Origin of the sequence: Bradyrhizobium sp. SPXBL-04 (assembly GCF_051853035.1) — a bacterium.
Lineage (GTDB): Bacteria > Pseudomonadota > Alphaproteobacteria > Rhizobiales > Xanthobacteraceae > Bradyrhizobium > Bradyrhizobium zhanjiangense.
This window is the reverse complement of the sequence record NZ_CP182472.1, coordinates 675,204-700,681: the sequence shown is the minus strand read 5'-3', so window position 1 is coordinate 700,681 and position 25,478 is coordinate 675,204. Positions and strand designations below refer to the sequence as shown.

17 protein-coding genes and 1 pseudogene are annotated in these 25,478 nt (G+C 65.4%); 5 read left to right on the top strand and 13 right to left on the bottom strand.

What is annotated here, in order from left to right; all coding sequences use genetic code 11:
• Nucleotides 1-129: 129 nt before the first annotated feature.
• The 4 genes and pseudogenes from ACNJX8_RS03155 to ACNJX8_RS03140 form a co-directional block, all read right to left on the bottom strand.
• Complete coding sequence (locus ACNJX8_RS03155) at nucleotides 130-1,629, bottom strand: phosphomannomutase/phosphoglucomutase (RefSeq protein ID WP_091887264.1); 1,500 nt, start codon at nucleotides 1,627-1,629, stop codon at nucleotides 130-132.
• Between the two features lie 192 nt (nucleotides 1,630-1,821).
• Nucleotides 1,822-2,334: a TIGR02281 family clan AA aspartic protease gene (locus tag ACNJX8_RS03150; RefSeq protein WP_164934860.1), complete on the bottom strand. Its 513-nt coding sequence runs from the start codon at nucleotides 2,332-2,334 to the stop codon at nucleotides 1,822-1,824.
• 159 nt (nucleotides 2,335-2,493) lie between these two features.
• A pseudogene (hrpB, locus tag ACNJX8_RS03145) lies at nucleotides 2,494-5,072 on the bottom strand (ATP-dependent helicase HrpB).
• Nucleotides 5,073-5,213: 141 nt separating this feature from the next.
• Entirely contained in the window at nucleotides 5,214-6,530 is a 1,317-nt protein-coding gene (locus tag ACNJX8_RS03140; RefSeq protein ID WP_439359592.1) for a UDP-glucose dehydrogenase family protein, read from the bottom strand.
• 194 nt (nucleotides 6,531-6,724) lie between these two features.
• Between ACNJX8_RS03140 and ACNJX8_RS03135 the strand changes: the two genes are divergently transcribed.
• From ACNJX8_RS03135 to ACNJX8_RS03125, 3 genes are all read left to right on the top strand, one after another.
• Complete coding sequence (locus ACNJX8_RS03135; RefSeq protein ID WP_439359590.1) at nucleotides 6,725-7,792, top strand: acyltransferase family protein; 1,068 nt, start codon at nucleotides 6,725-6,727, stop codon at nucleotides 7,790-7,792.
• A 192-nt stretch (nucleotides 7,793-7,984) separates the two neighbouring features.
• On the top strand, nucleotides 7,985-11,080 hold the full coding sequence (gene polA, locus ACNJX8_RS03130; RefSeq protein WP_439359588.1) for a DNA polymerase I: 3,096 nt from the start codon (nucleotides 7,985-7,987) through the stop codon (nucleotides 11,078-11,080).
• A gap of 272 nt (nucleotides 11,081-11,352) precedes the next feature.
• Nucleotides 11,353-11,988 carry a LysE family translocator gene (locus ACNJX8_RS03125; RefSeq protein ID WP_128940864.1) on the top strand — a complete coding sequence of 212 codons (636 nt, stop codon included), beginning with the start codon at nucleotides 11,353-11,355 and terminating at the stop codon, nucleotides 11,986-11,988.
• 13 nt (nucleotides 11,989-12,001) lie between these two features.
• Here the strand turns inward: ACNJX8_RS03125 and ACNJX8_RS03120 are convergent, their stop codons facing one another.
• Nucleotides 12,002-13,855 carry a feruloyl-CoA synthase gene (locus tag ACNJX8_RS03120; RefSeq protein ID WP_439359586.1) on the bottom strand — a complete coding sequence of 618 codons (1,854 nt, stop codon included), beginning with the start codon at nucleotides 13,853-13,855 and terminating at the stop codon, nucleotides 12,002-12,004.
• Between the two features lie 151 nt (nucleotides 13,856-14,006).
• Here ACNJX8_RS03120 and ACNJX8_RS03115 point away from each other — a divergent pair, with 151 nt between their 5' ends.
• Complete coding sequence (locus tag ACNJX8_RS03115) at nucleotides 14,007-14,501, top strand: MarR family winged helix-turn-helix transcriptional regulator (RefSeq protein WP_439359585.1); 495 nt, start codon at nucleotides 14,007-14,009, stop codon at nucleotides 14,499-14,501.
• Nucleotides 14,502-14,681: 180 nt separating this feature from the next.
• Nucleotides 14,682-16,487, top strand: coding sequence for an allophanate hydrolase (atzF, locus tag ACNJX8_RS03110; RefSeq protein ID WP_439359583.1), 1,806 nt, complete (start codon nucleotides 14,682-14,684; stop codon nucleotides 16,485-16,487).
• Between the two features lie 110 nt (nucleotides 16,488-16,597).
• On the opposite strand, the gene ACNJX8_RS03105 is transcribed toward atzF, so the two are convergent.
• From ACNJX8_RS03105 to ACNJX8_RS03070, 8 genes are all read right to left on the bottom strand, one after another.
• Complete coding sequence (locus tag ACNJX8_RS03105; protein ID WP_128930865.1) at nucleotides 16,598-17,320, bottom strand: GntR family transcriptional regulator; 723 nt, start codon at nucleotides 17,318-17,320, stop codon at nucleotides 16,598-16,600.
• Nucleotides 17,317-17,712 (bottom strand): oxalurate catabolism protein HpxZ, encoded by a 396-nt coding sequence (hpxZ, locus tag ACNJX8_RS03100; RefSeq protein ID WP_128930864.1) that lies wholly within the window; start codon nucleotides 17,710-17,712, stop codon nucleotides 17,317-17,319. The genes ACNJX8_RS03105 and hpxZ overlap by 4 nt, the downstream gene beginning before the upstream one ends.
• A 12-nt stretch (nucleotides 17,713-17,724) precedes the next feature.
• Entirely contained in the window at nucleotides 17,725-19,119 is a 1,395-nt protein-coding gene (locus tag ACNJX8_RS03095) for an AtzE family amidohydrolase (protein ID WP_439359580.1), read from the bottom strand.
• Nucleotides 19,120-19,126: 7 nt separating this feature from the next.
• Nucleotides 19,127-19,306: a DUF4089 domain-containing protein gene (locus tag ACNJX8_RS03090; protein ID WP_128930863.1), complete on the bottom strand. Its 180-nt coding sequence runs from the start codon at nucleotides 19,304-19,306 to the stop codon at nucleotides 19,127-19,129.
• Between the two features lie 26 nt (nucleotides 19,307-19,332).
• Entirely contained in the window at nucleotides 19,333-21,171 is a 1,839-nt protein-coding gene (locus ACNJX8_RS03085) for a dipeptide ABC transporter ATP-binding protein (RefSeq protein ID WP_439362061.1), read from the bottom strand.
• Between the two features lie 103 nt (nucleotides 21,172-21,274).
• Nucleotides 21,275-22,174 carry an ABC transporter permease gene (locus ACNJX8_RS03080; protein WP_439359578.1) on the bottom strand — a complete coding sequence of 300 codons (900 nt, stop codon included), beginning with the start codon at nucleotides 22,172-22,174 and terminating at the stop codon, nucleotides 21,275-21,277.
• A 215-nt stretch (nucleotides 22,175-22,389) separates the two neighbouring features.
• On the bottom strand, nucleotides 22,390-23,403 hold the full coding sequence (locus ACNJX8_RS03075) for an ABC transporter permease (protein WP_439359577.1): 1,014 nt from the start codon (nucleotides 23,401-23,403) through the stop codon (nucleotides 22,390-22,392).
• 215 nt (nucleotides 23,404-23,618) lie between these two features.
• The gene (locus ACNJX8_RS03070) at nucleotides 23,619-25,241 is read right to left on the bottom strand and encodes an ABC transporter substrate-binding protein (protein ID WP_439359575.1); all 1,623 of its coding nucleotides are present in this window, start codon (nucleotides 25,239-25,241) and stop codon (nucleotides 23,619-23,621) included.
• Nucleotides 25,242-25,478 lie beyond the last annotated feature (237 nt).

The following is a 25,478-nucleotide window of genomic DNA, read 5'->3' as shown; positions in this document are numbered from 1 at the left end:
ATCGCCCGGCTTGACCGGGCGATCCGGTAGTCCGTGACGCCTGCGATCGAATCGAGAAGCTGCGGCGTACTGGATGCCCCGCCTGCGCGGGGCATGACAGCGGTGCGTGTGGCGACTTGCAGCTACGCCTCAAATCTTCTGATTGTACTCGCCGACTTCGGGATGGGTGCGCAGCACGCTGTTCACCATCTCAAACATGTCGTGCATGCGCTGCTCCGAGACCGGGCTCTCGACCACGACCACGAGCTCGGGCTTGTTGGAAGAGGCGCGCATCAGGCCCCAGCTGCCGTCCTCGACCGTGACGCGCACGCCGTTGACGGTGACGAGATCGCGGATCGACTGGCCGCCGATCTTGGCGCCCTTCGCCTGCAAGCCTTCGAAGTGCTTCACCACCTTGTCGATGACGCCGTATTTGACCTCGTCGGCACAATGCGGCGACATGGTCGGCGACGACCAGGTCTTCGGCAGCGCGTTCTTCAGGTCCGCCATCGACTTGCCCGGCGCGCGGTCGAGCATGTCGCAGATCGCGATCGCCGAGACCAGGCCGTCGTCATAGCCGCGGCCGAATGGCTTGTTGAAGAAGAAGTGGCCCGACTTCTCGAAGCCCGCCAGCGCGCCCATCTCGTTGGTGCGACGCTTCATGTAGGAATGACCGGTCTTCCAATAGGCGACCTTCGCGCCCTGCTTCTGCAGCACGGGATCGGTGACGAACAGGCCGGTCGACTTCACGTCGACGACGAACTGCGCCTCCTTGTGGATCGCTGACATGTCGCGCGCCAGCATCACGCCGACCTTGTCGGCAAAGATCTCCTCGCCGGTGTTGTCGACGACGCCGCAGCGGTCGCCGTCGCCGTCGAAGCCGAGGCCGACATCGGCCTTGTGATGCAGCACCGCGTCGCGGATCGCGTGCAGCATCTCCATGTCCTCAGGGTTCGGATTGTATTTCGGGAAGGTGTGGTCGAGCTCGGTGTCGAGCGGGATCACCTCGCAGCCGATCGCCTCCAGCACCTGCGGCGCGAACGCGCCGGCGGTGCCGTTGCCGCAGGCTGCGACGACCTTCAGCTTGCGCGTCAGCTTCGGACGAGAGGTGAGGTCAGCGATATAGCGCGCCGGATAATTCTCGTGGAATTGATAGGAGCCGCCGGCCTTGTTCTTGAACTCGGCATTGAGCACGATCTCTTTCAGCCGCGTCATCTCGTCGGGACCGAAGGTCAGCGGGCGATTGGCGCCCATCTTCACGCCGGTCCAGCCATTGTCGTTGTGCGAGGCTGTCACCATGGCGACGCAGGGCACGTCGAGATCGAACTGCGCGAAATAGGCCATCGGCGTCACCGCAAGCCCGATGTCGTGCACCTTGCAACCTGCCGCCATCAGGCCGGAGATCAGCGCGTATTTGATCGAGGCCGAATAGCCGCGGAAATCGTGGCCGGTGACGATCTCCTGCTTGACACCGAGCTCGGCGATCAACGCGCCCAGCCCCATGCCGAGCGCCTGCACACCCATCAGGTTGATTTCCTTCTGGAACAACCAGCGCGCGTCGTACTCGCGAAAGCCCGTCGGCTTCACCATCGGCTCGGATTCGAAGGCATAGGTGTTGGGCAACAATACGGATTTCGGCTTCGGGAACATTGAGACGGTCTCGTGAAAAGGGGGCAGGATTTGCTGCAGCCTTAGCGAATGCCGGGCCACAGCGGAAGGCGGGAATGAAGGCTTGTGGCCGATAATTGCGGCAGTTTGGTAACGAAGAAACGTTACCGCGAGGGCGGTGAAAGCAAAGAGATTTTCTTGAAATGGACGGCCGCGTGATCGCGCGGACTGCGCCTACTGCTCGAGCACCATCTGGCCGTTGGCGTATTCGAAGCGCTTCAGACGGGACAGGAAGGAGAGGCCGAGCAGGTTCTCCGACAGCGCTGCGTCCGGCAGCACCATGGCATCGACGTCACGCACGATAAGGCCGCCGACCTCTAACATGGCGATGCGGGTGCGCGCGGCCTTGATGGTGCCGTTGGCGGTCGAGACGGTGGCAGTGTACTCGCTGCGCGAGGGACGCAGGCCAAAGCGTGCGGCCGAGGTCTCGTTCAGCGCGACCACGGAGGCGCCGGTATCGACCATGAAGCCGATACGCTGGCCCTCGATCCGGCCCTCAGCCTGGAAATGACCGCGACCGTCGCGGGAAATGGCCAGGCTGCGGCCGCCGGCGGGCGCGGTGGAGGCGACTGCCACCGTCGTGCGCGGCACCGAGGTGGCGGAGGCGGAGCTCATCTTGTCCGCCATCTGGGCCATGAAGGTGCCGAGGCCGATCATGACGGCCGCGAAGATCACTATGTTACGCATCACACCACTTCCGAGCCGAAAGCTCGATTTCACCACGCGGCGCGCCCGTCCGCGAGCGAAGGCACGCCGGGGCGCGTGTCATTTTGACGAAAAGAATGAGCGGATGGTTAATGCGGTCGCTTGAACCTCTGCCCGCCTGCGGCAGGGGGAGAGGACCTCTTACGTCCCCCGCGGCTTCGCTCGCCTGGTCGGCAGCGCGCTGGCGGGATCGTCGGGCCAGGGATGGCGCGGATAGCGGCCGCGCAGATCGGAGCGTACCGCGCTGTAGCTGCCGCGCCAGAAGCCGGGCAGATCGCGCGTCACCTGCACCGGGCGCTGCGCCGGCGACAGCAATTCCAGCACCAGCGGCACCTTGCCGGCGGCGATCGAGGGATGGGTGTTGAGGCCGAACAACTCCTGCAGCCGCACCGCGATGGTCGGCCCCTGCTCGGCTTCGTAGTCGATCGCGAGCATGCTTCCGGTCGGCGCCTCGAAATGCGTCGGCGCCTCGCGGTCGAGGCGCGCACGCATCTCCCAGGGCAGCAGCGCCATCAGCGCATCGGAGAGATCGCCGGCGGAGATGTCCTTGAGCGCGATCTTGTCGTAGAGCGCGGGGACCAGCCAGTCGTCGCGGCGCGCGATCAGTCCGTTGTCGGAGAGATCCGGCCAGCTGTCGCCCTCGGCCTTGCGCAGGAACATCACCCGGTCGCGCCACTGCTTGGCGGCCTTCGACCAGGGCAGCCGGTCAAGGCCCGCGGCGATCAGGCCATCCGCGAAGATGCGCGCCGTATCCTCCGAGGGCGACACGGCAAGTGTCGCCTCGGCGAGCGTGATCGCATGCAGCGCGCGCTTGCGCCGCGCCCGCAACGCCATCGCGCCTCGATCGAACGAGATCTCGTCGGCACTCTCGATATGCTCGGCGAAATGCCGCTCGATCTCGTCCTGCGTGATTTGCGCGGCGAGTAGGATGCGCCCGCTCGCCGCCGTTCCCGTCATTTCGCCGATCGCGATGTAGGGCGCGCGGGCGAGCGAGGAGGTCTGCTCGACGGAATTTGCGATTTGGCGAGTAGGATGCGCCCGCTCGCCGCCGTTCCCGTCATTTCGCCGATCGCGATGTAGGGCGCGCGGGCGAGCGAGGAGGTCTGCTCGACGGAAGCACCGCGGCCATTGGCCAGCACGAAGCTGCCATTGCCGCGGTTGCGCGCGACACGGTCCGGAAAGGCATAGGCGAGCATCAGGCCGGTGGAGAGATCCTCCTGCTGCCCCGCCGTCTCCGAGGCAGCCACCTGCGAGGCCCAGCGCCGCGCCAGGTCACGCGCGCTCGCCGCGCGCGGCGAGCGATCACGGCGGAACTGGTCGCGCCTGTGTTCGAGATCGACGCTGTCGCCGCCGAGCCCGCGCTCGGTGATGATCGCCGCGATCTCGGCCGCAGCCTCGCCGCTGCCTGCACGATGCGAATCCACGATCATGCGCGCCAGCCGCGGCGGCAGCGCCAGCGCGCGCAGGCTCTTGCCCTCCGCGGTGATGCGGCCGTCGCCATCGAGGGCGTTGAGCTCGGCAAGCAGACTCTTGGCTTCCTTCCAGGCCGGCTGCGGCGGCGGATCGAGGAACGACAGCGCAGTGGGCTCGGCGACGCCCCATTGCGCAAGATCGAGCACCAGCGACGACAGATCGGCGCTGAGGATTTCCGGCTGGGTGTAAGGCGCGAGCGAAGCCGTCTGTGGCTCGTCCCAGAGCCTATAGCAGACACCAGGCTCGATGCGGCCGGCGCGGCCGCGGCGCTGGTCCACCGCCGCGCGCGAGGCGCGCACGGTCTCGAGCCGGGTCAGCCCGATGTCGGGCTCGTAGCGCGGCACGCGGGCAAGACCGGAATCGACGACGATACGCACGCCTTCGATGGTGAGCGAGGTCTCGGCGATCGATGTTGCCAGCACCACCTTGCGTGTGCCCTTGGGCGCTGGCGCGATGGCGCGGTCCTGCACGGCGGCATCGAGCGCGCCGAACAGCGGCACGATCTCGATGGAAGCGTCCTGCACGCGTTCGCCCAGGAAGTTCTCGGTACGGCGGATCTCGGCGGCGCCGGGGAGGAACGCCAGCACCGAGCCGCTCTCGGCGCGCAGCGCGGATGCGATGGCGTCGGCCATCTGCCGCTCCACCGGCGCGTCTGCCTTGCGGCCGAGATAACGCGTCTCGACCGGATAGGCGCGGCCCTCGCTCTCGACGACGGGCGCCTCGCCGAGCAATCTTGCCACGCGCGCGCCATCGAGCGTGGCCGACATCACGAGGATGCGGAGATCCTCGCGCAGGCCGGTTTGCGCGTCGCGCGCCAGCGCCAGGCCCATGTCGGCATCGAGCGAGCGCTCGTGGAATTCGTCGAACAGAACGGCGGCGATGCCGGAGAGTTCGGGATCGTCGAGGATCTGGCGGGTGAAAATACCTTCGGTCACCACTTCGATGCGCGTCGCGCGCGAGATCTTGGAACCGAAGCGGACGCGATAGCCGACGGTCTCGCCAGTACGCTCGCCGAGCGATTTTGCCATGCGATCGGCACTGGCGCGCGCCGCGATGCGGCGCGGCTCCAGCACGATGATCTTCTTACCCTTGGCCCAGGGCGCATCCAGCAGCGCCAGCGGTACCCGCGTGGTCTTGCCCGCACCCGGCGGCGCCACCAGCACGGCCGCGTTGTGCGCCTCCAGCGTGCGCGACAAATCGTCGAGCACGGCATCGATCGGGAGGGGCGTGTCGAAGCTGCGGGGCAAAAGTCTCGGTCCGTCATCGTCTGCCCTGTACGCAATTGCGCACTGGGGCCGGCGATCCAGTAACTCGGATCCCAGTTATTACGAAGGTCACGGGCTCCTGGATACCCCGCCATCGCGGGGTCTGACAATCATGTGTAGCTATCAGCCCTGCACCGACGGGCGGCCGATGCTCTCGTAGACGAAGCCGGCGGCTTCCATGTCCTCGGGGCGGTAGATGTTGCGGAGGTCGACGACGACGGGATTTGCCATGGTCGCCTTCAGCCGGTCGAGATCGAGCGCACGGAACTGCACCCATTCGGTGACGATGACGAGCGCGTCGGCACCTTGCGCGCAGGTATAGGCATCCTCGCAATAGGTGATGTTGGGCAGCTCGCTCCTGGCCTGCTCCATGCCGACGGGATCGAACGCCTTCACATTTGCGCCCATGTCGATCAGGCCGGTCACCAGCGGGATCGACGGCGCATCGCGCATGTCGTCGGTATCGGGCTTGAAGGTGAGGCCGAGCACCGCGATGGTCTTGCCGCGCAGCGAGCCGCCGAGCGCCTGGCTCACTTTGCGCGCCATCGCGCGCTTGCGGTTCTCGTTGACGGCGAGCACGGATTCGACGATGCGCAAGGAGACGTCGTAGTCCTGCGCGATCTTGATCAGCGCCTTGGTGTCCTTCGGGAAGCACGAGCCGCCGAAGCCGGGACCCGCGTGCAGGAATTTGGTGCCGATGCGGTTGTCGAGGCCAATGCCCCGCGCGACTTCCTGGACGTTGGCGCCGGCTTTTTCCGAGAGATCGGCGATCTCGTTGATGAAGGTAATCTTGGTCGCCAGGAACGCGTTGGCGGCGTACTTGATCATCTCGGCGGTGCGGCGCGCCGTGAACATCAGCGGCGCCTGGTTCAGCGACAACGGACGATAGATGTCGCCCATCACCTTGCGGCCGCGCTCGTCGGAGGTGCCGACCACGATGCGGTCGGGGAATTTGAAGTCGCGGATCGCGGCGCCTTCGCGCAGGAATTCGGGGTTGGAGGCGACGACGACGTCGGCCGACGGATTGGTCTCGCGGATGATGCGCTCGACCTCGTCGCCGGTGCCGACCGGCACGGTCGACTTCGTCACCACGACGGTGAAGCCGGTGAGCGATTGCGCGATCTCACGGGCGGCCGCGTAGACATAGGAGAGGTCGGCGTGACCATCGCCGCGGCGCGAGGGCGTGCCGACCGCGATGAAGACGGCATCGGCCTCCGCGACCGGCTTGGACAGGTCGGTGGTGAAGTCCAGCCGCTTGGCTTTCACATTGTTCGCGACCAGCTCGTCCAGCCCGGGCTCGTAGATCGGGATTTCGCCGCGATGAAGGCCAGCGATCTTCTTCTCGTCCTTGTCGACGCAGGTGACGTCGTGACCGAAATCCGCAAAGCAGGCCCCGGACACCAGTCCCACATAGCCCGTGCCGATCATCGCGATGCGCATGAAAATCCCTGTTTTAGATTGGTTAAGAAACCCCGACGTGAGGCGGTTTAGCATTTTCCTGAGGGGAGGGAACAGTGGCGCATACAAAAAAGCGGTACGGAAATTGAACCGGTAAAGAAGTCTGAAACCGCAAGGCGCCACACTGTCCCGCTGACGGACAGGGACTGGCGGAACACGCCTCAAGAAGGGACATCATGGCACGATCAGGCACAATCGCTGCGGGCGGGCGTTCCAAGGCCCCTTCTGCCGTGCGTGTCGACTGGGTCGACTACGCCAAGGGCATCTGCATCGTCATGGTCGTGATGATGCATTCGGTCCTCGGGGTCGAACTCGCCGCCGGACAGACCGGCTTCATGCACGTCGCCGTGGCCTTCGCAAAGCCATTCCGGATGCCGGATTTCTTCCTGATTTCGGGCCTGTTCCTGTCCCTGGTGATCGACCGGGACTGGCGAACCTATCTCGACCGCAAGGTGGTGCATTTCGCCTATTTCTATGTCGTCTGGGTGACAATCCAATTCGGCTTCAAGGCGCCGGCCTTCGCGGCGGAAACGAGCTGGCGCGAGGTTGGCCTGTTGTACCTCGAATCCTTCATCGAGCCGTTCGGCACGCTGTGGTTCATCTATCTGCTGCCGATCTTCTTCGTCGTCACAAAACTGACACGCAAAATCCCGCCGCTCGCGATCTGGATCGTAGCCGCCGCGCTGGAGACGGCACGCGTCACGACCGGCTGGACCGTCATCGACGAGTTCTGCGCGCGTTTCGTTTATTTCTATTCAGGCTATCTGTTCGCGCCTTACGTGTTCGCCCTGTCGGATCGCGCACGGAAGCATCCGGCCTTTGCGCTTGCAGCGCTCGCGACCTGGGTATTGGTCAATGCCGGACTGGTCACATTCGGCGCCAGCGAATGGAAGATCGTCTCGCTCGCGCTCGGCTTCGCCGGTGCCTGCGCCATCATCACGATGGGCACGCTGCTCGCGCGCGCGCAATGGCTGAATTTCCTCCGCTTCTGCGGCGAGCATTCGATCGTGATCTACCTCGCCTTCTTCCTGCCGATGGCGGCGACGCGGACGCTGCTGCTGCGCACGGGCATCATTGCCGATATCGGCACGGTATCGCTGGTCGTCACGGTTCTCGGCGTGCTCGGGGCGCTCGCGATCTGGCAGGCCGCGCTGCGGCTCAACGCCAGCTTCCTGTTCGAGCGGCCGGACGCGTTCTGGATCGCGCCGAAGAAAACGGGGCCAATGTTGCAGGCGGCGGAGTAATCGAGATCGCTGTCGTCGCCCGGCTTGACCGGGCGACCCAGCATCCCAGAGACAGTCGTCATCAACCGATAGGCCGCGGCGTACTCGATTCCCCGCATTCGCGGGGAATGACAGTGGGGATAGTGGCGCCAGCGAGCCAAAAATCCGCCTTCCAAGGCTGTCAAAGCCCGCAAAAATTCATACATTGCGGCCATGCCCAAAACCGCACCCAAAACGTCCCCGAAGACCACCGCCAAAGCTGAAACCAAGGCTGCCGCGCCCAAGGCGGCCGCCGAGAGCAAATCCGCTGCTGCCAAAGCTGCTGCCAAGCCGGTCGCGGCGAAGGCGGCCGGCAAGGGCGACCATGTCTTCCTGGTCGACGGTTCCTCCTACATCTTCCGCGCCTATCACGCGCTGCCGCCGCTGAACCGCAAGTCCGACGGCCTCCAGGTCAACGCCGTGCTCGGCTTCTGCAACATGCTGTGGAAGCTGTTGCGCGACATGCCCGAGGACAACCGGCCGACGCATCTGGCGATCGTCTTCGACAAGTCGGAAATCACTTTCCGCAACAAGATCTATCCCGACTACAAGGCGCACCGGCCACCGGCGCCTGACGATCTGATCCCACAATTCGCGCTGATCCGCGAAGCCGTGCGCGCCTTCGACCTGCCCTGCCTGGAACAGGTCGGGTTCGAGGCCGACGATCTGATCGCGACCTATGTGCGGCAGGCCTGCGAGCGCGGCGCGAGCGCGACCATCGTGTCCTCCGACAAGGACCTGATGCAGCTCGTCACCGATTGCGTCACCATGTACGACACCATGAAGGACCGCCGCATAGGCATCCCCGAGGTGATCGAGAAATTCGGCGTGCCGCCGGAGAAGGTGGCGGAGGTGCAGGCGCTCGCCGGCGATTCCACCGACAACGTGCCTGGGGTGCCCGGTATCGGCGTCAAGACCGCGGCGCAGCTGATCACCGAATACGGCGACCTCGATCAATTGTTGTTCCGTGCCGGCGAGATCAAACAGCCGAAGCGGCGCGAGGCGCTGCTCGAGAACGCGGAGAAGGCGCGGATCTCGCGGCAGCTCGTGCTGCTCGATGACAAGGTCGAGCTCGAGGTGCCTCTCGACGACCTCGCCGTCCACGAGCCGGATGCACGCAAGCTGATCGCCTTCTTGAAGGCGATGGAATTCACGACGCTGACGCGGCGCGTCGCCGACTATTCGCAGATCGATCCCGCCAACGTCGATGCCGATCCCGGCTACGCCAAGGGCGCCAGCGTATTCTCGCCGCTGCCGCCCTCGGATGTGGTGCCCGCGCCGGGAACCGGCACGCCGGCGCAAGCTGCTCCGCGCGAGCGCAACAAATCGGCAAGCAAGGAGGACAAGGCCGCGAGCCCGAAGGGTGCGCCGATTTCGCTCGCCGCCGCGCGCGAAGAGGCGCTGCGCAAGCTTCCAGTCGAGCGCGGCAAGTATCAGGCGATCAAGACGCTCAAAGAGCTCAACGCTTTCATTGCGCTCATCCATGATGCCGGCCATGTCGCGATCGAGACGAGAGCGAATTCGATCAATCCCATGCAGGCCGATCTCTGCGGCATCGCACTGGCGGTGGCGCCAAACGAGGCCTGCTATGTGCCGCTGGCGCACAAGCAATCCGGCGGCGGCGCCGGCCTGTTCGACGCGGGCCTGGCACCCGACCAGGTCAAGCACGACGACGCGATCCAAGCGCTGCGGCCGGTGCTGGAATCGTCAGGCATCCTCAAGGTCGGCTTCGACGCCAAGTTCACCGCGGTGATGCTGGCACAGCACGGCATCACCTTGCGCAACATCGACGACGCGCAACTGATCTCCTACGTGCTCGACGCCGGCCGCGGCTCGCATGCGATCGAATCGCTGTCCGAGCGCTGGTTCGGTCATGCCATGCTGAAGGAGAACGAGCTGCTCGGCAGCGGCAAGGGCAGGATCACTTTCGACCAGGTGCCGATCGACAAGGCCGCTCCGCTGTCGGCGGAAGGTGCCGACATTGCCCTGCGCGTCTGGCGCGTGCTGAAGCCGCGCCTCGTCGCCGAGCACATGACCACCATCTACGAGACGCTGGAACGGCCGCTGGTATCCGTGCTGGCACGCATGGAGCGGCGCGGCATCTCGATCGACCGTCAGGTGCTGTCGCGGTTGTCGGGCGAATTCGCCCAGACCGCGGCGCGGGTCGAAGCGGAGATCCAGGAGATCGCAGGCGAGCCGGTCAATGTCGGCAGCCCCAAGCAGATCGGCGACATCCTGTTCGGCAAGATGGGATTGCCCGGGGGCAGCAAGACAAAAACCGGCGCATGGTCGACCACCGCCCAGGTGCTCGATGAGCTCGCTGAGCAGGGCCACGACTTCCCGAAGAAGATTTTGGAGTGGCGCCAGGTCTCGAAGCTGAAATCGACCTACACCGACGCGCTGCCGACTTACGTCAATCCGCAGACCCACCGCGTCCACACCACCTACGCGCTGGCCGCGACCACGACCGGCCGGCTGTCGTCGAACGAGCCGAACTTGCAGAACATCCCGGTGCGCACCGAGGACGGCCGCAAGATCCGCCGCGCCTTCGTTGCGACGCCGGGGCACAAGCTGGTCTCCGCCGACTATTCGCAGATCGAGCTGCGGCTGCTGGCCGAGATCGCCGACATTCCCGTGCTGAAGCAGGCGTTCCGCGACGGGCTCGACATTCACGCCATGACCGCGTCGGAAATGTTCGGCGTGCCGATCAAGGGCATGCCCAGCGAAATCCGCCGCCGCGCCAAAGCGATCAATTTCGGCATCATCTACGGCATCTCCGCATTCGGACTCGCCAACCAGCTCGGCATCGCGCGCGAGGAGGCCTCGGCCTACATCAAGAAATACTTCGAGCGCTTCCCCGGCATCCGCGCCTATATGGACGAGACGCGCGACTTCTGCCGCAGCTACGGCTACGTCACCACGCTGTTCGGCCGCAAATGCCACTACCCCGATATCAAGGCCTCCAACGCCTCGGTGCGCGCCTTCAACGAGCGCGCCGCGATCAACGCCCGGCTCCAGGGCACCGCCGCCGACATCATCCGCCGCGCCATGACGCGCGTGGAGGATGCACTGGCCAAGAAAAAGCTGTCGGCGCAGATGCTGCTCCAGGTGCATGACGAATTGATCTTCGAGGTGCCGGACGCCGAAGTCGAGGCGACGCTGCCGGTGGTGCAGCACGTGATGCAGGACGCCCCGTTCCCGGCCGTGCTGCTGTCGGTGCCGCTGCATGTCGATGCGCGTGCCGCGACGAACTGGGACGAGGCGCATTGAAGCTGTCTCTTCGCCTCTCCCCGCTTGCGGGAAAGGTCGGATCGCCGCCGGCGATGCGGAGCATCGTCCGGCGCGATCCGGGTGAGGGTAGGCCTCTCGGCGATCTCATCCGTGGAGAGAAGCCCCTCACCCCACCCCTCTCCCCGTAAGAACGGGGCGAGGGAGCGCAGCGAGCGCGCGCCCAGAAACTCAATTGTCCTCCGTGCAATTGCGCGATGGCCCCACTTCGCCGCGCATATTAGAACCATCGCGTCCTCCGCACCGGTTCACCCATGCCCCACACCCCCGCCCTGCTCGGCTTTGCCCTCGTCTGCCTCGGCCTCGTGCTCACGCCCGGGCCGAACATGATCTACCTGATCTCGCGCTCGATCACGCAGGGGCCGGCGGCGGGCATCGTCTCCCTCGGCGGCGTGGCGCTGGGCTTCGTGTTCTACATGCTGTGCGCGGCGTTCGGCATCACGGCGCTGCTGCTCGCCATTCCCTTCGCCTATGACGCGCTGCGCTTCGCTGGCGCCGGCTATCTGCTGTGGCTCGCCTGGCAGGCGGTGAAGCCGGGCGGGCGCTCGCCGTTCCAGGTCAGGAAGCTCGCGATCGACAGCCCGCGCAAATTGTTCGCGATGGGCTTCGTCACCAACCTGCTCAATCCGAAGATCGCGATGCTGTATCTGGCGCTGCTGCCGCAGTTCATCGATCCGACCGCCGGCAGCGTGCTGACACAGTCGGTGGTATTAGGGGCGATCCAGATCGCGATCAGCGTCAGCGTCAATGCGATGATCGCGCTCGCGGCCGGATCGATCGCGCTGTTCCTGGCGAGCCGGCCGAGCTGGATGCTGGTGCAGCGCTGGCTGATGGGCACGGTGCTGGCCGGGCTCGCGGTGCGAATGGCGGTGGAAGCGAAGAAGGTGTGAGGAGAGCGCCCGGTCAAGCACAGCCAATCCACTCCGCCGACGCATCATCATTCAACCGCGCCACCGCATCCGCGCGGCGCGTCAGCACGGCGCGCTGGTTGATGTAGCCCTTGTCGGTGATCTCGCCGCCGTCGACCGACGGCGGCTCGGCGAGCAACAACGCGCGCGTGGCATGGCCGGAGGAGTTGCCGCTCTGCTGTTTCAGCCGTGCCAGACCTTGCGCGATCGCGGTCCTGACCTTGTCATGCGCCAGCACGTCGTTCACAGTTGCCGTCTCGCCCAGCCCGGCATGGGCGCGGCAGGCAGCGATATTCGGGAACACCAGGAAGCGCACCTCGTCGCCGCCATGGCCGGTGACGACGATGTCCTGCGCGAGCGGCGCCAATGCGGCGATGCCGGCGACGCGCAGCGTGCCGACGCTGACCCAGGTGCCGGAATTGAGCTTGAAATCTTCCGCGACGCGACCATCGAAGAACAGACCGCGCTCAGGCCGCTTCGCATCGGCAAACTTCACGGCGTCACCAATGAGATAGAAGCCCTCTTCGTCGAACGCCTGCTTCGTCAGCTCGGGCGCCTTCCAATAGCCCGGCGTGACGTTGGGACCGCGTACGCGCACCTCCAGCTTATCGCCGGAGGCGACGAGCTTGAGCTCGGTGCCGGGAATGGGCACGCCGATATTGCCCGAGCGTTCTGCGAGGAAATGGCAATCGGTCGCGAGCGGGGAAGTTTCGGTCGAGCCCCAGGCCGAGACCATCGGCAACGCACGACCGACGGTCTCGATGGAAAGCTGCTCCAGCGCATCCCAGAGATTCTGCGGCAGCGCGGCGCCAGCATAGAACGCGAACTTCACCTCGCCGAAGAAGCGGCGGCGCAGCTCCTCATCGCCGCGGAGGGCCGCGATCAGCATGTCGAAGCCGCGTGGCACGTTGAAATAGACCGTCGGAATCACGCTTCTTAGATTGGCGAGCGAGATCGCAAACAGGCCCGGAGCCGGTTTGCCGCCGTCGATGTAGAGCGAGCCGCCGTTGCGCAGCACGAGGTTGAAATTGTGATTGGCGCCGAAGGTGTGGCTCCAGGGCAGCCAATCGAGAATCACGAGATCGCCGCAGCCCGGTTCGAGGAATGTCCATGTCTGCGCCTTGGCCTGCTGGCTCGATGTCAGCATGCGCTGGGTGTTGATGACCGCCTTGGGCGTACCGGTCGAGCCCGAGGTGAACAGCAATCTTGCGATCGTGTCTGGCGTCACCGCAGCGAAGGCTTTTGCGACGTCGGACGTTTCGGGCGTCGCCGCGATGGTGCGGAACGACAGCGCGTCGACATCGTCGGCATTGCCGCTGATGATCTGCGCCGTGTGCAGCGGCCTGATCGCATCTAGCGCCGCCGCAAATGGCTTCATCGCGGAGACATAGATCGCGCCTGGCTCGAGCAGCGCGATCATGCTCCTGAGCTTGTCGAAATCTTTCGACATCAGCGAATAGGCAGGCGAGATCGCCGCCGAGGGCACGCCGACATGCTGCGCGGCGAGCGCGAGCAGCGCATGATCAATGCTGTTGTCGGAGAGGATGGCGAGCGGGCGCTCGGCACTGAGGCCCTGCGCCAGGATCCAGGACGCGGCCGCCCGTACCTGCCGCAGCGCCTGCGCGTAGGTGATGGTGGTCCAGGGCCGTTCGGCGCTGCCGCGCTCGGCGAGGAAGATCGTATCGGGCGTTTGCCGCGCCCACTGCTCCAGCCAGTCGCCGGTGCAGCGCGCGCTTTCGCCAAGTGGCTCGGGCGAGCGCAGCACGATGCTGCCGTCGGCGCGATGCTCGGCAACGGTTCTGGGTGTTGCGAACAGGCTCGCAGCATCACCGCGTGAGGCGGCTGTCATCGGGTTTCCTCCTCGCCCCGGATCCGGGATCGGCCGCAGCCTCGTTCCGGGCTGCCTTGGCCACAATGTTGGGCACGACAATTGTTGTCGTCAACAACAAACTTTCACCCCGAGCGTCGAAGCGCTAAGGTTCGGCAGAGGGAGACACGATGTGACAACCAGCGCAGCCCAGACGTCCCCACGCAAACGCGCCGGCAACGGCGCTGCGCAGCGGAACGACGCCGACGAGGTCGGCCTCGACGCGCTGGTCGGCCACGCCGGCTATGCGGTGCGGCGCTTCCAGATCTGGATCTTCCAGGACTTCATCAAGACGCTCGGCGAGGTCGATATCCGGCCGACGCAATATTCGGTGCTGACGGTGATCGGCGCCAATCCGGGCCTGTCGCAGATGGCGGTGGCCAAGCGCCTCGGCATCGAGCGCGCCCGGCTGGTGCATCTGCTCGACAGCCTCGAACAGCGCCGATACGTGAAGCGGATCAAGTCGAAGACGGACCGGCGTTCGCACGCGCTGTACCTTACCGCGCCGGGCGCGGCGGCGCTCAGCAAGTTCAAGCGCCTCGCGGCCGAACACGAGCGGCATGTCGAGGCGAAGCTCGGCAGGGAGAACCGGCAGCACCTGCTCCGGATCCTCGCCGACTTTACCTGATCTCGGCTGCCCACAGTTTAAGCAGATGCCTGCAACCGAGCAATTGCGCTCGACCACCAGAACTCCGCAAGCTACTGATCTCACGACAATATCCGCGACACCTGCCTGGCCCCGATACTGTACACAATGGCACATCGCTTGCTTCAAGCCGGGTAAACCAGTTGCCGGAGTTTTGTCGCCATGGGGGCTGAGCAGCCTGAAACGATCGCCGCGATTGTGGCCGCGCATCGCGCGGGCACCCTGACGCCGGCGCAGACGGTCGCGCGGACTTATCGGCGCATCCGCGACCATAACGATCCCGCCGTGTTCATCAGCCTGCGCGACGAGACGGATGCGATCGCGGAGGCCGAGAGACTTGCCACGAAGGATGCCACGAGCCTGCCGCTCTATGGCGTGCCGGTTGCGGTCAAGGACAATATCGACGCGCTGGGATTTCCGACCACGGCGGCCTGCCCGGCCTTCTCCTACACGCCGACGCGCGACTCCACCGCGGTCGAGCGCCTGCGCGCCGCCGGCGCCATCATCATCGGCAAGACCAATCTCGACCAGTTCGCGACCGGCCTCGTCGGCGTGCGCTCGCCCTACGGCATTCCCAAGAATGCGATCCGCGACGATCTCATTCCCGGCGGCTCGAGCTCGGGATCGGCGGTCGCCGTCGGCGCCGGGCTGGTGCCGCTGTCGCTCGGCACCGACACCGCCGGCAGCGGCCGCGTGCCGGCGATGCTCAACAACATCGTCGGGCTCAAGCCGAGCCTCGGCATGATCTCGACCGCGGGCCTGGTGCCCGCCTGCCGCACGCTCGACTGCATCTCGGTATTCGCCTTGACGGTCGACGACGCCGCGCTGGCGCTCTCCGTGATGGCGGGGCCGGACCAGGCCGATCCGTTCTCGCGCGACCGGCCGCTGGGGCCGATCACGCCGTTCCCGGCGAATTTGCGCCTGGGTGTGCCGCGCAACGGACAGCTGATCTTCTTCGGCGACAAGAAGGCGGAAGCCGCTTACAGCGATGCGCTGAAGCGCTGGACCGCACTTGGCGCTGATCTGGTCGAGTTCGACCTCGAGCTGTTCTACGAGACGGCGCAGCTGCTCTATGAGGGTCCGTGGGTCGCCGAGCGTTACCTCGTGATCAAGAATCTGCTCGCGTCCGCACCCGATGCGATCCATCCGGTGACGCGCGAGATCACGGCGGCCGGCGCGCGGCTGACGGCGGCGGAGACCTTCTCTGCGCTCTACCGCCTGCAGGGCCTGCGCAAGGTCGCCGAGCGCACTTTCGCGCGTATCGACGCCCTGGTGCTGCCGACGGCGCCGACCGCTTATACGACCGCGCAGGTGCTGGCCAATCCGATCGAGCTCAACAGTCGGCTCGGCACCTACACCAATTTTGTCAATCTGCTCGATCTCTGTGGCCTCGCCGTGCCGGCTTCGATGCGCACGGACGGCATTCCATTCGGCATCACGCTGCTCGCCCCCGCAGGATGCGACGCGCTGCTCGCGAGCATCGGCCGTGTGTTCCATGCGGATACGAAGCTGAGTCTCGGCGCACAGCGCGTGGCACAGGCACCGCTCGCACCGCTTCTCGCAAGCAGCGGCGACGAGATTCCGATCGCCGTCGTCGGCGCCCATCTGTCTGGCATGGCGCTGAACGGCGAATTGAAGGCCCTGAACGGGCGCCTGATCGAGGCGACCAAGACAGCGCCCGACTACAAGCTCTACGCGCTCAAGACCACACCGCCGAAGCCGGGCATGCTGCGCGTCGAAGCCGGCAAGGGCGCCGCGATCGAGCTGGAGATCTGGTCGCTGTCGTCGTCCGCCTTCGGCAAGTTCGTCAATGCGATTCCCGCGCCGATGGCGATCGGCACGATCCGGCTCGCCGATGGCCGCAGCGTGAAGGGCTTTCTCGTCGAGCCTGAGGTGCTGGGCGAGGCGCGCGATATCACGGCGTATGGTGGCTGGCGGAAGTATATGAAGGAAGCCGCGACGGCTTAGGTGCCGCAGGGTGGGCAAAGCGAAGCGTGCCCACCATCAACATCAAATAGGAAAGACGGTGGGCACGGCGCTTTGCGCCTTTGCCCACCCTACGGCCCCGCGCGCGCCGCCTACACCGACACCGCGTAGATCTCATACTCGCCGCGCACCAGCTCGATGTGCGCGCGCATGGCAGCGGCGGCGCCTTGCTTGTCGCCGCGCATGATGGCGACGACGACGCGATCGTGCTCGGCTTGCGATTTGGCGAGACGGCCGAGATTGCGGAACTGGGCGCGGCGGAACGGCTGCACGCGGACGCGGGTGGCGAGCGTGATCTCGGCGATGTAGCCATTCTGCGATCCCGCATAGATCGCGTTGTGGAAGCGCTCATTGACCTCGTGGAAACGCTCGGGATTGCCGGCATAGCTCAGCACCCGCAACTCTTCGTGAATGGACTCCAATCCATGTCGCTCGGCGGCGGACATGCGTTCGGCGGCAAGGCCCGCGCACAGCGCCTCGAGCTCAGCCATCGCCTCGAACATGCTCTTGAGACGCTCGATCGAGGGCTGCGCCACCACCGCGCCACGATGGGCGCGCGCCTCGACGAGACCGCTCGCGACCAGCTGGCGCAACGCCTCGCGCACCGGCGTGCGCGAGACGCTGAACCGCCGCGCAATGTCGGTTTCGTCCAACGGTGCACCGGGAGCCAGGGTTCCGCGCACGATCTCATCGGCGAGCTGAAGGCGCAGTTCCTCGGCGCGCGTGACCTTGTGCACCGACGGCGAAGGACGGTCGACGCGCGGCACCACCGGCTCGGCCGGCAACGTGCCCTGCGGGAAGTCGTCAAGCGTCATACGGTCTCTTTCGGCTCGTCGATGATGCTGACATGGGCGGCGACGACGCGCCAGCCCTCGGGGAAACGAATCCACGTCTGCATCTGCCGGCCGACCTTGCCGGGCGCCGTGTCGCGATAGAACAAGGTGGAGGCCACGGCCGCCTCGCGGCCATAGCTCGTAATCACGGTCTTCGCGGTGCGCCGGTTCAGGCCGACCGGCGAGCGGCCGGCGCGGAAGCCGGAGATCGCCTCATAGCCATAGAGATTCTCGCCGATGCCGTAGCGCAGCGTGCGGGAATCATTGCGGAAGAGCTCGCCGAGCACGGCGACGTCGTTGCTGACGAGGGCCTGCTCATAGCGCTCGAATGCGGCTTTGACTTCCGCGATCACGTCGGGGAGATCGATCTCCATCTCAAATTCCTCTTAAAGTCCCCTCGGCGACGGCGCGGATACCACGCCCATCTTCTCCAATGCGTGCGCGACGCGGAGCGCAATGTCCTCGCGCCAGGGCGCGGCGATGATCTGCACGCCCATCGGCAACGGCTCGAGGGGCACCGGCACGGCGACGACCGGCAGGCCGATGAAGGAGATCGGCTGGGTGTGGATGCCGATATTGGCGCGCACCGGCAGCTCGACGCCGTCGAGCGTGAAATTCACCTGACCAAGCTTCGGCGCAGTGCACGGCGTTGCCGGCGCAAGCAGTACGTCGACCGACTTGAAGATTTCGGCCAGCTGAGCGCGATACCAGCGGCGGAATTTTTGCGCGCGGTCGACCAGCGGCGCCGGCACCATGGCGCCGGCGATCAAGCGGTCGCGCACGGCCGGATCGAAATCGTTCGGGCGCTTGCGCAGGCGGTCGAGATGCAGCGAGGCGCCTTCGGTGGTGGTGATGACATAGGCGGCCGCACGGGCGCGCGAGGCTTCGGGGATGTCGACGACCGCAGTCGCGCCGAGCGCCTTGGCAACGCGGCTGATGGCTTCGACCGCTTCCGGAAACACGTTCTTCTGGAAGTGCCCGCCGGCGATCGCGACGCGCAAGCCTGAAATGGACTCGCCGAGCAGCGGCGCCACATGTTCGACACCACGGGTGGTGCAGGCGCCATCATCGGCATCCGGGCCCTGCATGACGTCGTAGGCGAGTGCGAGGTCGGCGACCGAGCGTGCGAAGGGGCCGAGATGATCGAGACTCGCCACGAACGGGAACGAGCGCGCCCGCGACAGCCGACCATAGGTCGGCTTCAAGCCAAAGATGCCGCAGAACGAGGACGGCACGCGGATCGACCCATTGGTGTCCGAGCCGAGCGCGATCGGCACCAGCGCGCCGCCGACGGCGCTGCCGGAGCCGCCCGACGAGCCGCCGGTCATCCGCGTGGTGTCATGGGGATTGCGCGAGGGACCGTCATGGATGTTCTCGCCGGTGAAGTCATAGGCGTATTCGCCCATGTTGAGCGCGCCGACCAGCACGGCGCCGGCCGCTTCCATCCGCTCGATCAGCGTGGCGTCGCGCCTGGCGGGCGCGAGGTCGCGGTTGATCTTCGAGCCGGCGCGCGTGACGACGCCCGCGACATCGAACAAGTTCTTCACCGCGAAGGGCACGCCGGCGAGCGGGCCGACTTTCTTGCCCGCGGCGATGTCAGCATCGATCGCGCGCGCCTTGGCACGGGCGCGATCGGCGGTGACGTCGGTGAAGGAATTGAGGATGGTGTCGTGCTGCTTGATGCGCGCGAGAGCTGCTTCCGTGGCAGCGAGCGCCGACATCCTGCCGCCCGCAACCGCGCTCGCGATTCCCGAGGCCGTCATCTCTGGCTTGATGGTCATGGCGACGTCAGGCCGTGAAAATCGGCGCCGGCTCGGTCTCGTCCGGCAGCGCGAATTCGTCGACGAGGCGGCCAAGCCGCAGCGAGACTTCGAGGTTGGCGCGCACCGCAGGCCTCCAGGCCTCCTCAACCGGCAGTGCCAGCGCTTTCGATACGGCGTCGATATAGTCGTCCAGCGGTTCGGCCATCGCTCTCTCGAACAATCAGTGCACTCTTAGTGTATCTGCAACGGCGGATGCGGGATCGCCGTCAGCAGCTCTTTGGTGTAGTCGTCCTGCGGATCGCTCAAGACATTCTCGGAAGAGCCCTCTTCGACGATCCGACCCGTCCGCATCACAATGACACGATCGCACAACAAGCGCACCACATTCAAATCATGCGAGACGAACAGATAGCTCATACCTAGTCGCGCCTTGAGGTCCTGAAGCAGGTTCAGCACGACGGCCTGCACCGAGACGTCCAGCGCCGCCGTCGGCTCGTCGAGGATGACGAGCTTGGGATGCAGCGCGATGGCGCGGGCGATGCCGATTCGAGCTTTCTGGCCGCCGGACAATTGATGCGGGAAGCGGTCGAGCAGATTGTGCGGCAGGCCGACCATGGTGGCCAGCTCCTCGCAGCGGGCGCGGAGCGCTTCGCGGCCCCTGATGTCGCCGAGTTGCACGATCGGGTCCGCGATGGCGCGCGCGGCGGTGAAGCGCGGGTTGAGGCTGTCGGTCGGGTCCTGGAAGACCATCTGGATCCGGCTGCGCTGCGGCAGCCGGGCGAAGCTGGCAGGCGCGATGCCGCCGATGTTCTCGCCGTCGAACTGGATCAGGCCCGAGGTTTGGTCCAGGAGGCGCATCACCATCATCGACGTCGTCGATTTGCCGCAACCGGACTCGCCGACGAGGCCAACGCTCTCGCCGACGCCAATCGAGAAGCTGATGCCGTCGACGGCGCGGAACACGTCCGGCTCCACGGGCGGCTTGCGGCCGAACAGTTTTCCGAGCAGGGCGGCCGCGCCCTGGCGGGGGTATTCCTTGACGAGCTTTTCGACGAGGAGGAGGGGCTTCTTCTCCCTCTCCCCGTTCTTCACGGGGAGAGGGTCGGGGTGAGGGGCTGCTTCCACGACCGCGGTGCTTGGAGAGTCCCCCTCACCCGCCACGCTCTGGCGCGCAATTGCGCTGCCGAGCGTGTCGGCCTCTCCCCGCACGCGGGGAGAGGCGAAGGACGCCGCCCCCGCGGCATCCTCTTCCGGCAGCAGATCCCGCAAGCTCACGCCGAGCCGCGGCGTCGCGCGCATCAGCTTCTTCGTATAGGGGTGCTGCGGATGGGCAAAGATCTCGGCAGCTTTCGCGGTCTCGACCACGCGGCCCTTCTCCATCACCACGACGCGATCGCAATAGGCGGCGGCCAAGCCGAGGTCGTGGGTGATCAGGATGGTCGACATCGCGCGGCGCTTGGTCAGCTCGACGATCAGATCCATCACCGCCTTCTGCGTAGTGACGTCGAGGCCGGTGGTCGGCTCGTCCGCGATCAGCAGTTGCGGATTGCAGGCGAGCGCGAGCGCGATTACGACGCGCTGGCACATGCCGCCTGACAGCTCGAACGGATAGGCGTGGTAGCGCTCGCGCGGGCGGACGATCTTGACCTGCTCCAACGCTTCGATCGCTTTCTCGCCATGATCGGCGACCTGGGCCTGCTGCACATGGGTGCGCAAGACGTCCTCGATCTGGTCGCCGACCTTGCGGATGGGATTGAGCGCTGCGCGCGGGTTCTGGAAGATCATCGAGACTTCGCGGCCGCGCAGATCGCGCATCTGGTCCTCGGTCGCGGCTTTGACGTCGATGCCCGAGAACATCACCGAGCCCTCGGCGATCCGTCCCGCGCGATCGAGGATGCGCATCACCGCATAGGAAGTCACCGATTTGCCGGAGCCGGACTCGCCGACGATCGCCAGCGTCTCGCCCTTGGCGACGGCGATGTCGACGTGCTGCACCGCCTTCACGATGCCGCGGCGGGTCGTGAATTCGACGGTGAGGTCCTGGATGTCGAGCAGGGGCTGGGCGGTCAGGGGTGCCTCCCAAACAAAAATGGCAAAAACAACCCCATGCACAGTAGAACGGGATTGATTTCATTGGGGAATTTCTGCGGCAAATTTGGACCTACGCTAGCCATCACGTCCTCCGCTGGGGATCGACGATGTCGCGCAGGCCGTCGCCGAGGAGGTTGAAGCAGAACACGGCGATCATCAGCGCGAGGCCGGGGAATAGCGCGATCCACCATTCGCCTGAGACCATGAAGCCCGCGCCTTCGGCGACCATGATGCCCCATTCGGCGGTGGGCGGGCGGACGCCGAGACCGATGAAGGAGAGGCCCGCGGCATTGAGGATGGCGTAGCCCATGGTCAGCGACATCTGCACGATCATGATCGGCATGATGTTGGGCAGGATATGCACCAAGAGGATGCGGAATTCGCCGTTGCCGGAGAGGCGCGCGGCCTGCACGAAGCCGGCATTGCGGCGGACATTGGCTTCGGCGCGCGCGACGCGGGCATAGAGCGGGAAGTTCACGATGGCGGTGGCCAGGATGATGTTCTGCACGGTGTTGCCGAGCGCGGCGACGATGCCCATCGCCAGCACGAACAGCGGGAAGGCCATGATGGTGTCGGCGATGCGGCCGACGATGCGGTCGGTCCAGCCGCCGAAATAGCCGGCCGCGATGCCGGCGAGCCCGCCCATCAGGAACACCAGCGCGACGGAGGCGATCGCGATGAAGGTGTCGAGCCGGGTCGCGACGATGACGCGGCAAAAAATGTCGCGTCCCAACTGATCGGTGCCGAACCAGTGCGCCGCCGACGGCGGCCGCAACGTCGCGGCGGTGTCGGAGGCCAGTGGATCGTAGGGTACCACATAGGGACCGAAGATCGCGGCGGCCAGGATCAGGATCAGCAGCGCAAAGGCAAAGCCCGTGACCTTGTTTTCGCTGAGGACATAGCGCGTCTGTTCGAGGATTGCCGATAGCCCCGAGGTACGCGCGGGACCGACCGGTTCAACAGCAGGCGCAACGGAGCTCATGAGATCACCCGGGTGTTGTTTGATCAAACCAGCAAGCCGCGGGAGCGCCTTATCTCTCCCGCTTGCGGGGGAGGTCGGCGCAACGCGCCGGGTGGGGGCTCTCTCCACATCGGGGCTCTCGCCCGCGGAGATACCCCCTCCCCAACCCTCCCCCGCAAGCGGGAGAGGGGGCGGACCTTCGTCGGAGTTTGCATAGGACGAAACCTCATCATGGTTCAGCCCTCCACCCGTACACGCGGATCGATCACGCCATAGAGGATATCGATCACGAGATTGAGCAGCACGTACATGACAGCCATGGTCAGCACGAAGCCCTGCACCGGCGCGAAGTCGGACGAGATCAGCGCTTCCACCGCATAGGAGCCGATGCCGGGCCATGCGAACACTTTTTCGACCAGCACGTTGGCGCCCAACAGGAACGAGAACACCATGCTGAGCGTGGTGATGACGGGCAGCATGGCGTTGCGGAAGGCGTAGGTGACGATAACGGTCGACGGCGACAGCCCGCTGGCGCGCGCGGTGCGGACAAACTCCGAGGCGAGCACCGCCAGCATCGAGGCGCGCGTCATGCGCGCGATCGGCGCCAGCGAGAAGATCGCGAGCGTCGTCGCCGGCAGGATGAGCTGGCTCAGCGCCGAGCGGAACGCCTCGACGTCCCGCGCGATCAGGGTGTCGATCAGATAGAAGCCTGTCACCGTCGGCGGCGCGCTGTAGAACACGTCGAGCCGGCCGAGAGGTGCCGGCGACCAGCCGAGCCGGAAATAGAAGACATAGACCAGCACGAGGCCCGTGAAGAACACCGGCAGCGACACGCCGGCCGTGGTCGTGACCCGGCAGAGATGGTCGACCCATGAGCCCGGCCGCGTCGCCGCCAGCACGCCGAGCGGGATAGCGATCACGATCGAGACGATGAGGCCGAGCAGCGTCAGCTCGGCGGAGGCCGGCAGGCGGTTGCGGATCTCGGTTGCGACCGGCTGGCCCGTGGTGAGCGAGTTGCCGAAATCGCCATGGGCGAGGTCGTTGGTATAGCGGAAGAACTGCTCGATCAGCGGCCGGTCGAGGCCAAGTTTTTTCCGGATCTGCTCGACGGCTTCCTTGGTTGCGGCGGGACCGGCGAAGTAGGCCGCGGGGTCCCCGGGCAGCGCGCGCGTCAGCAGGAAGGTGACGATGACGACGCCGATCAGCGAGGGAATCGCGAACATCAGGCGCTTGCCGATCATGGTCAGCATGGGGTGCTCCGCGGGCTTGCTTCGCCTCTCCCGCTTGCGGGAGAGGCCGACGCGCTCGCAGAGCGCGGCGGGTGAGGGCTCTGGCCGAGCGGGGACACCCTCCGCAATCGCTGCCAATCCCAAAGCGGAGACACCCTCTCCCCAACCCTCTCCCGCAAGCGGGAGAGGGAGCCCAGTGCCGATGCCGATGCGTCGCTGACGACCAGCATGCCCTCTCACCCCTTCGCCATCGCGCGATAATCCAGGCGGCGGTGGAACCAGTATTGGTAGCCGCTGATGTTCTTCTGCATCGCGACGTTGACGAAGGGCTGATACAGCGGGATGCGCGGGATGTCGGCGTAGGCGAGATCGACGAAGCCCTTCACGTCGGCGTCATAGGCTGCCTTGTCGCCAACAGCCGCAGCATTGCGCGCGCCGTCGATCAGCTTGTCCATCTCGGCCGACCTGTAGCTCATGGTGTTAAAGACGGAATTGTTGCCGTGATAGCACCAGTAGAAAAAGTACTCGGGGTAATCGAGCCAGCCCGAGAACACGTTGGTGAAGAGCGGCATCTCCTTCTTGTTGAGCTCGGTGCGCCAGTTGGCGCCGGGTACCTTGTTGATGGTGGTCTTGATGCCGAGCTGCGCGAGGCTCTCCTGCACCAGCACGCAGAGCGGCTCGTTGACGCCGGCAAAATTGAGGTCGAACGAGATCGTGGTCTCGAAACCGTTGGCATAGCCGGCTTCTGCCAATAGCGCCTTCGCCTTCTCCATGTCCGTGTTGTATTTGTGCGGCTGCGGCCAGGCGACTTCGGTCGGCTTGTCTTTGGCAGCGCCGAACATGCGATTGCCGAGGCCGAACAGCACGGCGTCCATGATCTTCTGGTAGGGCAGCGCGTAGGCGATGGCCTGCCGCACCTTCGGATTGTCGAACGGCGGCTTGGTCACGTTCATGCCGATATACTGGATGCCGTTGGAGAACGGCAGCGACACCACGTTGAGCTTGCCGTTCGCCTTCATCTCCTGGAAATCCCTGAACGGCAGCTCATAGGAGATGTCGGCATCGCCGCGTTCCAAGAGCGCGCGGCGATTGCCGGCCTGCGGCACCATGCGCCAGATCACGCGCTTGATCTTGGGCAGGGGACCGCCGACCCAATCCTCGTTGCGCTCCATCACCACTTCGGTGCCGGCGGTCCACTTCGTCACCTTGTAGGCGCCGGAGCCCGCGGTCTGCTGCTTGGTGAATTCGAGACCCCAGGGGTCCTTCTCGCTGGCGTTCTTCTTCACCAGCTCGGAATTGACGATGCAGGGCACGATGACCGCGAGATCGGGAATCGTCAGCCTGTCCTTCTTCAGGAAATCGACCCGCACGGTGTAGTCGTCGATCACGACGAACTGCTCGGGCTTGGTCAGTGAGCCCGCACTCATCTGGAAGGTCGGGAAGCCGCCGACACTGACGGCGCGGTCGAGCGACCATTTCACGTCCTTCGCCGTGACCGGCGCGCCGTCGTGGAATTTGGCGTTCTTCTTGAGCTTGAAGGTGACCGACATGTCGTCGATCCTAAAGTCCTCGGCGAGCTCGCCCTTGAACTTGTCGCGATCGTAATAGGGCACGCCGCCGGGACCGCTCTTCATCTCGTGGCTGATCAGGCGGTCGTAGCAATTCCACGACACCTCGTAGCCCGGCACGTTGGTGCCGACGCCATGGATGTCGAGATTGTTCGGGCCGCCTTCCGAGACGATCAGCAGCGTCTCCGAACGCGCATCGGCCTTGGCGGAGGAAACGACCTGCGGCATGGCCGGAAGCGCCGCGCCAGCGGCCAATCCGGAAACGGACTTAAGGAAATCGCGGCGCTTCATGAAATCGCTCCAACACAAAGTTTTTGGTTGGAACCGGATTCGCAAGGTTCGTGCCAAGGGTTAGTGGAGCGTTGCCCAGCGTGCTAATCCGCTGAAATCGCGGACGAAAGGTCGGATTTGCGGCCTGAAGGACGACAGCCCAAATCATTATCATTGCATACAAAGCGTGGCATTTGCTTATTATGTAGGCTATTCGATATAGCGGCTCATTTGGCGGGCACGCCTCCCTCTCCGCTG